13 protein-coding genes are annotated in these 10,515 nt (G+C 42.4%); 4 read left to right on the top strand and 9 right to left on the bottom strand.

Annotated elements, in window-relative coordinates:
- Positions 1 to 94: 94 nt before the first annotated feature.
- Entirely contained in the window at positions 95 to 910 is an 816-nt protein-coding gene (locus R7P80_RS06480) for a sterol desaturase family protein (RefSeq protein WP_225491399.1), read from the top strand.
- 103 nt (positions 911 to 1,013) lie between these two features.
- Here R7P80_RS06480 and R7P80_RS06475 read toward each other — a convergent pair whose 3' ends face one another.
- The 5 genes from R7P80_RS06475 to R7P80_RS06455 all read right to left on the bottom strand — a co-directional run bounded on the left by R7P80_RS06475 (position 1,014) and on the right by R7P80_RS06455 (position 4,908).
- Positions 1,014 to 1,232, bottom strand: coding sequence for a hypothetical protein (locus R7P80_RS06475; protein WP_005389537.1), 219 nt, complete (start codon positions 1,230 to 1,232; stop codon positions 1,014 to 1,016).
- 48 nt (positions 1,233 to 1,280) lie between these two features.
- Positions 1,281 to 1,661: a hypothetical protein gene (locus R7P80_RS06470; protein WP_053307088.1), complete on the bottom strand. Its 381-nt coding sequence runs from the start codon at positions 1,659 to 1,661 to the stop codon at positions 1,281 to 1,283.
- A gap of 198 nt (positions 1,662 to 1,859) precedes the next feature.
- Positions 1,860 to 2,273: an NUDIX hydrolase gene (locus tag R7P80_RS06465; RefSeq protein ID WP_206959219.1), complete on the bottom strand. Its 414-nt coding sequence runs from the start codon at positions 2,271 to 2,273 to the stop codon at positions 1,860 to 1,862.
- Positions 2,263 to 2,682 carry an NUDIX domain-containing protein gene (locus tag R7P80_RS06460; protein ID WP_054574143.1) on the bottom strand — a complete coding sequence of 140 codons (420 nt, stop codon included), beginning with the start codon at positions 2,680 to 2,682 and terminating at the stop codon, positions 2,263 to 2,265. Before R7P80_RS06460 ends, R7P80_RS06465 begins: the two co-directional genes overlap by 11 nt.
- Positions 2,683 to 2,889: 207 nt before the next feature.
- Positions 2,890 to 4,908 (bottom strand): methyl-accepting chemotaxis protein, encoded by a 2,019-nt coding sequence (locus R7P80_RS06455; protein WP_225491400.1) that lies wholly within the window; start codon positions 4,906 to 4,908, stop codon positions 2,890 to 2,892.
- Between the two features lie 134 nt (positions 4,909 to 5,042).
- Between R7P80_RS06455 and R7P80_RS06450 the strand changes: the two genes are divergently transcribed.
- Positions 5,043 to 5,537 (top strand): NlpC/P60 family protein, encoded by a 495-nt coding sequence (locus tag R7P80_RS06450; protein WP_198556802.1) that lies wholly within the window; start codon positions 5,043 to 5,045, stop codon positions 5,535 to 5,537.
- 45 nt (positions 5,538 to 5,582) lie between these two features.
- Here R7P80_RS06450 and R7P80_RS06445 read toward each other — a convergent pair whose 3' ends face one another.
- The 3 genes from R7P80_RS06445 to R7P80_RS06435 all read right to left on the bottom strand — a co-directional run bounded on the left by R7P80_RS06445 (position 5,583) and on the right by R7P80_RS06435 (position 8,054).
- Positions 5,583 to 5,927: a DUF3802 family protein gene (locus tag R7P80_RS06445; RefSeq protein ID WP_005377620.1), complete on the bottom strand. Its 345-nt coding sequence runs from the start codon at positions 5,925 to 5,927 to the stop codon at positions 5,583 to 5,585.
- A gap of 190 nt (positions 5,928 to 6,117) precedes the next feature.
- Positions 6,118 to 7,080 (bottom strand): GGDEF domain-containing protein, encoded by a 963-nt coding sequence (locus R7P80_RS06440; RefSeq protein ID WP_025766666.1) that lies wholly within the window; start codon positions 7,078 to 7,080, stop codon positions 6,118 to 6,120.
- Positions 7,080 to 8,054 (bottom strand): response regulator, encoded by a 975-nt coding sequence (locus R7P80_RS06435; RefSeq protein WP_021033872.1) that lies wholly within the window; start codon positions 8,052 to 8,054, stop codon positions 7,080 to 7,082. The genes R7P80_RS06440 and R7P80_RS06435 overlap by 1 nt, the downstream gene beginning before the upstream one ends.
- Before the next feature lie 224 nt (positions 8,055 to 8,278).
- On the opposite strand from R7P80_RS06435, the gene R7P80_RS06430 reads away from it, so the two are divergent.
- Positions 8,279 to 9,145, top strand: coding sequence for a fructosamine kinase family protein (locus tag R7P80_RS06430; protein ID WP_005377623.1), 867 nt, complete (start codon positions 8,279 to 8,281; stop codon positions 9,143 to 9,145).
- Positions 9,146 to 9,398: 253 nt separating this feature from the next.
- A complete protein-coding gene (locus R7P80_RS06425; protein WP_005377624.1) occupies positions 9,399 to 9,593 on the top strand; it encodes a CPXCG motif-containing cysteine-rich protein in 195 nt (64 codons plus the stop codon).
- Between the two features lie 75 nt (positions 9,594 to 9,668).
- On the opposite strand, the gene R7P80_RS06420 is transcribed toward R7P80_RS06425, so the two are convergent.
- Complete coding sequence (locus R7P80_RS06420; RefSeq protein WP_225491401.1) at positions 9,669 to 10,280, bottom strand: riboflavin synthase subunit alpha; 612 nt, start codon at positions 10,278 to 10,280, stop codon at positions 9,669 to 9,671.
- Between the last annotated feature and the right edge of the window lie 235 nt (positions 10,281 to 10,515).

Below are 10,515 nucleotides of genomic sequence, written 5' to 3'. Positions count from 1 at the left end.
TTAGCATGAGTAGTTTTACAGGCAAAGCCGAAACGGATGATAACCACCTACTGAAGTAGGTGGTTTAGGGCTGAAAATAAATAAGGGAATGACAGTGACAGAAACGACATTTCAAGAACCCTCATGGCTCAGATTAGGCTTTTTCCTTGGCGTATTATTGCTTTGTGCCATTTGGGAAAACAAATTTCCTAGAAAAACACTGACCGCTTCGCGCAGGTTTCGCTGGGTCAATAACTTGTCATTGGTCGCTTTTAACAGCCTAGTTATTGCTTTAATCATGCCTATCGCCGCCTTTCAAGCTGCGGTCATAGCTCAGGAGCAACAGTGGGGGCTGCTCAATATTCTGTCCCTCCCCGCTTGGTTAAATATTTTTCTAACCGTCATTTTGCTTGATTTCGTCATTTACGCTCAGCATGTTGTCTTTCATCATGTAAAGCCGCTGTGGAAGATTCACCGAATGCATCACGCCGATCTCGACATAGACGTCACTACAGGCGCACGCTTTCATCCCTTCGAAATAATCATTTCAATGGGAGTAAAAATTGCAGCCGTGTTTATCTTAGGTGTTTCACCTATCGGAATTGTGGTATTTGAAATTGTGCTTAATGCGAGCGCGATGTTTAATCACAGTAATGCAAAACTGGCTTTATCCATAGACCAAAAACTGCGAAACGTCATCGTTACACCAGACATGCATCGCGTGCACCATTCAGTGATAGTAAAAGAGACCCACTCAAACTTTGGTTTTTTCCTTTCAGTTTGGGACCGCTTTTTTGGGACATACCGAGCTCAGCCTAAGTTGGGTCATGATGATGTTGTTATTGGTGTGCCGGAAATTAGAGACGAAGAAGAGCAAAGATTAGATAAGCTTTTAACGCAGCCCTTTCGCTACAATAAAGAGAAGAAGTAATGGTTGAAAAAATATTGTTGGATGAAGTATGTCAACAAAACGAATAGACCAAGCCTAAACCCCTGTTAAACACTACTTCATCCTCATGATGTGTAAGAACAGATTAGTTTTCTGCTAGCTGACGCTTTTTGTTTAACTGAGTAATACCAACAAATAAACCAACAACACCAAGCACTGCACATGCCAAAGCATTGGTGTTCATTACTTGCTGTGCCTCTATTGAGCTGTATAGAAAAGCAAGGCTGAAGAAAGTGGTGGCAAAGCTCAAACCTGTCAGTACGCTGAAACCAGCAAAACTGGCCAAGTCTTTAAAATCGTTCATAACGAGTCCCTGTTTACAATCCTTAATCGAGTGTTGTGAAAATAATAATTAACGAAATATTTGGCGCGATTGACTATGTTTTCGCGCATTCCATAACCAGATAGATACCCCAAATGAGAACCCTAAAAACAGTGTCTTCATTTGTAGGGCGACGTTGTTATCTAATATTTCTAATGTATAGTGAGCGTGGGAACTAAAGATAACATTGGTTATAAGAATCAATAACATAACGACTAGGCCAGAGCGGCGATGCTTGACCAATAGATACGCTGCTAATAAGTCTAACAGCCCCAACGAGCTCCAATACATATTCAACCAGCGTGGCGCAAAATCGTAAGGTAAAAAGCCACCAACAATGTTGTCATAAAGATGAACCACTCCGCCAACTGTCATAAAAAGGCATAAGAGAAACACGACGAATTTATCCATTACCGTTTCCTTATCTGAATGAATGAGCAAAGCATATAGAAGTCACTTAAACATTTGTAATCCCATCGCCATTTTTGAGATCGACAGTGCCATTATCAACACGATGAGAACAGTAACGGCTGCTCTACCTTCTTTATTTAGCATAGTGTTTGCTTTGTCATTGTCCCAAATCCGCCAATGCAACGACAGAACCCTCCTTTAAATCACGCCTTGGTTTATCAACTCTCGTACCTTTTCCAGCCCGCGCTGAAACACAGTATGTGTATTCGCGGGAAGGCCGCTCTCGACATCGTGCCAGAAGAACGCGAAATCATGTCCACCATCGTCTTGCGTATGAAACAGCCATGAATTAGCGAGGTCAGCACACTCACACAAAACAAAATGCCATACTTGATTTTGAAAGCCACTGTCCCATGAGCATAAATATCGTGCGGAACGAACATGTGTGATACCAGACTCCTCAGCGAGCTCCCGCTTGGCCGCTATGATGTAACTTTCATCAAACACTTCAACAGTGCCCTTGACGAGCTGAACACCCGCCAACGGATGTTTAAAAAGTAGGATCTCTTGATTTTGATTACGTAGAACGACGGGGCAAACTTTATCGATCACAAAACCACTCCTTATGGTTCAAGCAAAAGGCTTTAGCTTTCTCTGGATATAAAGAAATCGAGTGAAGTTGCTCTACACGCACCCACTTCAAATGGTACTGATTAACATCTGATTTTCTGATTTGCTCTGGCCCACTCCCTAGTTTCACTTTTAAGTTCCCTACATAAGAAAGAAAATAGGTTTCTAAGCGACCTTGATTTTCGAGTTCCAAAACTTTCTTAACCGAACCAAGTTCTATTGAGGTTTCTTCCCGCGCTTCTCTTTTAGCAGCTTCAACAGGTTCCTCACCTGCTTCAACACTGCCGCCAGGGAAAACCCAATACTGTCTGTCGTTTCGAACGCGATGGATAAGCAAAAGTTCTTGGTGATGATTAACTAGTATGAGGCTGGCTCTTTGTGATAACTGCATGATTCATTCCTTTGAATTCTGGCGACATTCTAGTCAACGAGTCCCTCGAACAAAGCATTAACATCACGTTGTGATAACTAAACCCTTTAGAAATGAACGAGATGAGATGTAACTCACTTTTGCAATGCAAATAGGAGCCATTGAATGGGTAGCCGTAACAAAAAAGCAGAACCGAGGTTCTGCTTTTAGTCGGTGGAAACATCTCATTTACTTGGTCTGATGAAGCTCATACTTGTGCAGCATTGCTTGCTGGTGCCCAGCAATTTCCGCCACTTGCTCAGAACTCTCAACCATAGACTCAAGCTGCAGCTTTGTGCGTTCGCCAAGATCAGAAATATGTGTGATGGATTGAGATACATCTGCCGTCGCTCGTTCTTGTTCTTCTGTAGCAACTGAGATTTGCTCAACACGTTCTTGAATGTGCTTAACCGCGAGGTTGATATCAGAAAATGTCGATTTCACTTCATTGCTGGACTGTAGCGCGTGGGTCATTTCTTCTCTTGAATCATTAACTGCTTGACGAGAACGCTCTGCGGCAGTAATAAGCTCGCTCATCATTTCTCGGATGTTCGTCGTTTGTTGAGAGGTATCACTTGCAAGTTTGCGAACTTCATCAGCGACAACCGCAAATCCACGCCCTTGCTCACCAGCACGGGCAGCTTCTATTGCTGCGTTGAGAGCAAGTAAGTTGGTGTTGTCCGCGATCCCACTGATCATATCCACCATTTCACGAATCTGTTTAACACGCTGGTCTAGCTCTAACATTGACTGTTCATTTACATCCAAAGAGCTTTCTAATGACTCCAAACGTTCGCGGTTTTGTTCCACGACTTGAACCCCTTTTTCAGTGTGTTGGGTTGCAAGGAGCGAGTCCTGTGAAGATGCATTTGTCACCATTGCTATTTCACGAATAGAGGCTTCAAGCTGCGTTATGGTCGTAATCATACTCGACAACGCTTCATTTTGTGTTGCCAACCCATCACTTGTTTGTTCGGCTGCACTGTGACTTACTTCTGCCGTCTGATAAAGCGTTTCACAATTGCGCGTCACCGTTTGAATGGAGTCATGTGTGGAATCGATTACTTGATTCAACTTTCGTGCTACTTCTTTCAGCTCATAGGGGCCGACTTCTTCTGCCTTGTCACGAAAATCATGTTCGGTAAGTGCTGAAAGACGCGTTAGTACATTCCTTAACCCTCGTTTTGTCCATGACTTGAGACTAAACCAAGTAACCAGAATAATAAAAGAAATCACACACGCCGCAAACACGAGCACAACGCTCACCGATTCAATGGTCTCGTTGACCACCCGCTCTTTTTCATCGATCAACTGACCAGCGGTTTGGGAGATTTGATCAAGTAACCGCATGGTTTCATCCGCAAGCATCGAAGCCTGTTTAAACTCTGAACGTTGCAATTCCCCTTGTTCTAGTTTGGCGAGGATCAAACGCAGCACGCCCTTTTCACTAAAGCCTTGTTTCACCATCTCATATGGTGCGGTTAAGCTTGCATATTCACTTACTTCAGGATTGACAGATTGGAAGTCTTCATAGGCGAGTTTAATACCTGCTATGCGATTTCGCATTTCTCGGTATTCTTTTTCGGCTTTGTTTAATTCTGAGTGCATCATCATGACTAAGAACGTACTTTCCATTGAGCTTGCAGAAGCAATGAAACGGTTAGCGGCATCGCTCGACTCAGGATTATCGGCACTAAGGAACGAACTGATTCGATTCATTTCCGGACCGATAGAGCTAAGCCCATAGCGAAAACCACCAACAGCGGCATCAATATCCATTTGAATTTGTATCACCGAAGATTGTTTCAACAAAATGGACTGCGTGATGTTATGTAAACGCGCTAGTTTGGTGTCTAACTCCTCCGAGAGTTGCTGATCTACACCAGACGCTTCCCCAACCAAAGTTGTGCTTTGAGTTGCAAGAGAGTCGATTTGCTCTTTTATGAGAGGCAACTCTTTCGGCTCAGTAATCTGCATACCATGGTTGAGTAGCTTAACCATCTCCAATACATTCCTGGTTAACTTTGCGTTTGCCATCGCGATGGGTAATGCTTTTTGCGACAAGTCTTCAAATTGTTCCCCTACCTGTTCCATTCCTTTGAAACTTGAGACAGAAAGGGCTATAACAAGAGCAATGATAGTTAAAAATGTTGCACTGACAGCCTGAATCAGTGAAAGTGATGTGCGTGAGCGTTTTCGCTTTGCCATAATCAATTTTTATTCTTTCTTAAGGTTGAATCGGTTCTGCAGTGATTCCGTCACATTTGTGAGACAAAACCGTGATTTGCAGCCCATACTATGGATTGGTTATGACACTAATATTTCAGTTGTGAGTCATAGAGATGACAGGTGGTGATTTGCGTCGAGTATATTTTCCTTTGATAATCAGTGTGCTACTAAGCGCCTGCTCTTCTGGGCCTGAGCCTAGTGAGCAAGCACAGGTGACAACACCTACAAATCAGCTATTGTCGGACAACCCTGACTTGTTCGACTTTTACACAGAGTGGCACGGCACGCCTTATCGCTTAGGCGGGACACAGAAATCTGGAATTGATTGCTCAGCATTTGTACAAAAAGCGTTTGTTGAGGCTTATCAGCTCTCGTTACCAAGGACAACGAAGCAGCAATCAAAGCAAGGTGTGGAGTTAAGCTGGACGGATGCCAAGCAAGGGGATCTAGTGTTTTTTAAAACAAGACGTACAACTTATCATGTCGGAATTTACTTGGGTAACAAGCAGTTCATGCATGCATCGACGTCTAGAGGTGTGATTATTTCAAGAATCGACAACCCATACTGGGCATCTAAGTTTTGGCAAATAAGAAGAGTTACAATGTAACTCCTCTCACTCTTTAACCGGACATTGCTGTAAGTTAAAACAATATCAGTCGTAAGTCGCAACAGCATTATCGAACAGATTTTTGACCAGAGCGATGTATTCATCAAGGAACGTGATCTGTTCATTGGTCGCTTTTTTATGCCATACCCCAGCCAATATCTCACCAAGATCTTCAACAACTGCATCAGCCTCTTTCAACAATTTGAAGCGTACGCTCGAGTGAAGTTCTGGATTTTGCTCAAAAATCGCCATGATGTTTGAAGCCACCATATCGGTGACAACATCTTCGATGCTTTCGGATCCAGTGTCGCCAATTTCGGTCGTAAAAATATCTAGATTTAGAGACAAGTGCTCGATAAGAGCGAGATATCCATCGGTTTCTAAAACCACTGTTTTTCTCCGTTTATTGCAAGCCTTCGAAGCTGAAAGCAGAATAGTTTCAATAGTAAGACATGCCGAGAAAATTTCATTAACTTATTTCATATTAACAAACATTCACGAACCAACTGGATGATTTTCAAACAATTGAGCTTTGCTTCACTGAATTCGGATACAGGGTTTCTTCAAACCTTTTTATATTTCAGTCATTTTCATGCAAACAGGTTTGGTTACGACCATTTTCTTTTGCACGATACAGCGCAGCATCGGCACTCTTTAACCATTGAGTGTGAGTTTCAAAATAAGGCTTATACTCGCAAACACCAATACTTATTGTGTAATTAATCAAAAAATCTTCCACTTTCACGATCTCTTGCTCAATTCTTTTGCGCAAACGCTCTGCGAAATAGCAAGCTTGCTCCTGGTTTGTGTGAGGAAGTAGTACGGTAAACTCTTCACCACCAAAACGACCGCAGATGTCACTACTCCTTGCTGTTTTTCTCAACAAGGCAGAGGTTCGACGAATGACTTCGTCCCCTGTCGGGTGACCATAAGTATCATTCACCTTTTTAAAGTGGTCGATATCGAATATTACTAATGAGCATGGTCCGTCGATAACTTTTAAGTGAGCAAACTCATCTTTCAATGATTGCTCCCAATAAGCGCGATTAAATAAACCTGTTAAACCATCTTTGCGACTGATTTCCGACAAATGTTGATTTGTTTCTTTCAAATGAATGCGATTTCTCGCAGTTTCAGAAACATCATTGACTTGAATCGCTATGTGGCTGACCTCTCCTGAGAGCCCAATTAACGGCGTGATCACGATATCTTGATACATAAAATCACTGCTGTTTGAAACCGGAGAAAAATTGTTGAACTTAAAAAGGTACGGTCTGTTTTCCCAGCTAGAAAAAGAACGAGTTTCCAGATCGGCGGCAGCTTTTATCTTGGTTTCTAGCCAAGTTCTTGGCAGCTCTTCAAAATGCTCAAATAAACATTCACCAAGAATTTCTTGTGATAGAACGCCACTGTATGACTGCATAAAACTGTTCCACACACACACTTTATACTCTTGATCCAAAACAATAAGCCCTGAATCCATCGTATCGAGAATTTGTGTGACCCAATGAAAGTCTGCTATGTCCAGCGTGATATCGGACATTAGATTAGCTCCATGATTTCATAGATTATTTCTACGGATGGCTTATCAATTAAAAACAGTACCTCGCACTCGAAATCGAGCGCTTCTGCCATGTAGGTGTATTCGATAGTAAAGAGCTCGCCCAACTCGCCTTGCTCTTCACAATAAGGTGTTAAGGTATCCACAATGCCTGGCTGACGAAGTGAGAACTGCTTGTCGAGTTGATCGCCCAACGATGTGAGAAATGACGAAACCAGTAGGTTAGAGATATTCAAGATGATTTCATTATGAGGCGTAAACTCAAGGAGGTAACCTAATTTTTCCCCAATCTGATTGATATCCCTACCACGTAAGCACACCAGTGCCTCTCCGTGAATACCACCACCGACAAACCTCTGCGCTACCGCAACGGAACTGTCACGCCCAACCACATCAACCAGTGTCATATGAAGCTCGCCGTAGGACAAAGGTCCAACATGAGGAACAGGAAGTTGGATGAACTCATGTAAATGGTCGGCCATAATCGCAGCCCCTTTACCAAGGGCAATGTTCGCAATTTCACGGAATTTGGCTAGTAAGGAAAGCTCTTCGCAACCCTGGTTTTTAGAATCAACCGAATGACTAGGTTTGAACGCATAATGCAGCCCTAATTGTTCGTATAGTGGGAGCACCTGCTCTTCTGTCAGAGGCTTAGCGATAAAAGCTTGAGCACCAAGATCGAGACAGCGCTGTTTTGCCTCTTGTTGAACATCTCCAGAAATAATGACGATTTTGGTCGGGTACTGACTAACAGGTAATGATTCGAGGACCTCAAAACCATCCATTATGGGCATCGTTAAATCGAGAAACAAAATATCGATATTTTGCTCAGCAAGAATATTAAGCGCCTCATAACCATCTTGCGCTTCAATAAGATGCAATGATGTATCTTGTACGATAGAACGCGCAATAAGCTTTCTTGCAACAGCTGAGTCATCACATATCAGTATTTTCATGCCACCAATGGAACTAACGTCAAAAAAATCATAATACCTGTTGTAAACGTTCATCTCCATATGCTAAGCCAAAAAATCAGAGGCTTATAAGCGATTTGATTCACATTTATACAAATTGACTACACTAAGAGGAAGGTTTCTTTACTAAGTATGCTCAACATAGCGCCAACTCCCTGCTATTTATCCTAAACTATTGGTGGTCAAATAGATTCGCGAGGTTTTGTATGTGGCAAGCAATATCGCAACAGCTTTCTGATACTTTATTGTTCGATTACCAGATCACGGAAAAAGTAAGGCTGTCTGGTGGGGATATCAGTGAAAGCTACATGATCAATGATGGCGAGCAACGTTATTTTGTGAAAATTAACGACCGCGAGTTTTTGTCTAAATTTGAGGTAGAAGCTGAAAGCCTGCATCTTTTGCGTGAAACATCCACCCTATTTGTACCTGAGGTGGTATTGGTTGGTAAAACCAAAAATGCCTCATTCCTAATTCTTAACTACCTTCCAACGAAACCATTAGAAGATGGTCCCAACAGCTTTAAATTTGGGCAGCAATTAGCTCACCTACACCAGTGGGGCGAGCAAAAAGAGTTTGGTTTTGATACCGACAACTATCTCGGTTCGACTCTACAGCCCAACAAATGGCACAAGAAATGGTGTGTATTCTTTGCTGAGCAACGTATAGGATGGCAATTACAGCTCCTTAAAGAAAAAGGCGTCACCTTGGTTGATATCGATGACTTTATCGATGTCGTAAAACAGCGGCTAGCAAACCATGCTCCGGAACCTTCTTTGTTGCATGGCGATTTATGGAATGGAAATGCGGCACTCACTGCATTCGGTCCTATCTGTTACGATCCTGCGTGCTATTGGGGGGACAGGGAGTGTGATATTGCGATGACAGAGCTTTTTGGTGGATTTCAACCAGAATTTTATCAAGGCTACGAATCGGTTATGCCACTTTCTTCAAGCTATGAAGAGCGTAAAGATATCTATAACCTTTACCATGTTCTCAACCATTGTAATTTGTTTGGCGGCCATTACTTGGAACAGGCTCAACTGGTTATTAATAAAATCATTTCTTATTAATTTGGAAGCCACTGCATATTTCAATATGTAAAATCTCGAGGCACATCACTACAGAAGATCACCCTAAGCTCAAGGTTGAGTTTGGGGTCAAGTTTTGTACTTATTTCGACTCAATTAGCAACAACTCGACCTAATATCAAAGGAGACTTAACTTTGGATTGTGCCTATTTTCCTTGTAGGCAAAGTAAGTAAAGGGCTGTACTTCCTTGATGAATAGTGTGTTTAAAAGCCCTGCGAGATTAGGAGTTGTTGTATGAAAAATTATACCGAAAGGTATGTAAAGTGCCCGCATTGCGGACACTCTATCGGCATTACATTGGATGCAAGTAATGGTGACCAAGAGTTTTATGATGATTGCCCAGCTTGTTGCCACGCTATCCACCTAAATATGCGAGTGGATGAGTTACAAGATAAGGTCGAACTAATTATCGATGACAATTACGAATAACAGCTCGAGCATGTGAACATCAGAAATATAAAAACGCTTAAATGAAAAAGGAGCATTAGGCTCCTTTTTCTCATTCTAAAGCTGTTTTGCTGCAAGAACGCGCTCAACAGTATCAACAATTGCTTGAGTCTGAGGATCAAACTCAATATTAACACGCTCCCCTACTTGTCTCACTCCGAAAAGCGTTCGCTGCAAGGTTTCTGGAATTAGGTGTACCGAAAAACGACACGCTTCAACTTCACCAATAGTTAGCGAGCAGCCATCTAAACCAATATAACCTTTCGCTAATACATATTTCATTGATTCTTGCGGCAGTTGAAACCAAATCGTGCGGTTATTGGGCGTATCGATGATATCGACAATATCTGCCGTCAAACTAATATGACCAGACATGCTATGCCCGCCTATTTCGTCACCAAACTTAGCCGCGCGCTCAATGTTTACGCTATCCCCTTCCAGCAGCCGACCTAAATTAGTAAGAGCCAATGTCGCTTGCATTAAATCAAAACTGATAAGGTTGCCTTCGATCTTAGTCACAGTTAGACAACATCCGTTGTGTGCAACGGATGCACCAATTTCTAACCCTTTACAAAGTTCATCGCTTAACTCGACAACGTGCGTTTGAAAGCGTTCTTTTTTATCAATTTTAACGACCTTCGCCGTACCCTGAACTATTCCTGTAAACATTTCTTTTTACCTATTGATTTAATACCAACTGTAGTCGAAGACTAAGCCCTAAACACTGCGCTACAGGTCGGAAATAAAGACCGCAGACGATAAAGCCATGGCTTAATGAACACTGGTTTGTTCTCATGCATGCTTCAACATTACCATGATTCGCTGCTGTTCTCAGTAAAAGCGTATCCTTAGCGTGGAGAGCGTCCAGTCAGTGTTATCGACTATTAGCTACCTAGCTATGGAA

The organism is Vibrio sp. 2092, assembly GCF_033339635.1.
GTDB lineage: Bacteria > Pseudomonadota > Gammaproteobacteria > Enterobacterales > Vibrionaceae > Vibrio > Vibrio alginolyticus.
This window is presented reverse-complemented; position numbering and strand designations above follow the sequence as displayed.

What these genes read in the sequence shown, in the direction of transcription:
- R7P80_RS06475 (WP_005389537.1), bottom strand. Translation starts at nt 1,232, where the DNA reads ATGAACGATTTTAAAGACTTGGCCAGTTTTGCTGGTTTCAGCGTACTG.
- R7P80_RS06470 (WP_053307088.1), bottom strand. Translation starts at nt 1,661, where the DNA reads ATGGATAAATTCGTCGTGTTTCTCTTATGCCTTTTTATGACAGTTGGC.
- R7P80_RS06460 (WP_054574143.1), bottom strand. Translation starts at nt 2,682, where the DNA reads ATGCAGTTATCACAAAGAGCCAGCCTCATACTAGTTAATCATCACCAA.
- R7P80_RS06455 (WP_225491400.1), bottom strand. Translation starts at nt 4,908, where the DNA reads ATGGCAAAGCGAAAACGCTCACGCACATCACTTTCACTGATTCAGGCT.
- R7P80_RS06450 (WP_198556802.1), top strand. Translation starts at nt 5,043, where the DNA reads ATGACAGGTGGTGATTTGCGTCGAGTATATTTTCCTTTGATAATCAGT.
- R7P80_RS06440 (WP_025766666.1), bottom strand. Translation starts at nt 7,080, where the DNA reads ATGTCCGATATCACGCTGGACATAGCAGACTTTCATTGGGTCACACAA.
- R7P80_RS06435 (WP_021033872.1), bottom strand. Translation starts at nt 8,054, where the DNA reads ATGAAAATACTGATATGTGATGACTCAGCTGTTGCAAGAAAGCTTATT.
- R7P80_RS06430 (WP_005377623.1), top strand. Translation starts at nt 8,279, where the DNA reads ATGTGGCAAGCAATATCGCAACAGCTTTCTGATACTTTATTGTTCGAT.
- R7P80_RS06425 (WP_005377624.1), top strand. Translation starts at nt 9,399, where the DNA reads ATGAAAAATTATACCGAAAGGTATGTAAAGTGCCCGCATTGCGGACAC.
- R7P80_RS06420 (WP_225491401.1), bottom strand. Translation starts at nt 10,280, where the DNA reads ATGTTTACAGGAATAGTTCAGGGTACGGCGAAGGTCGTTAAAATTGAT.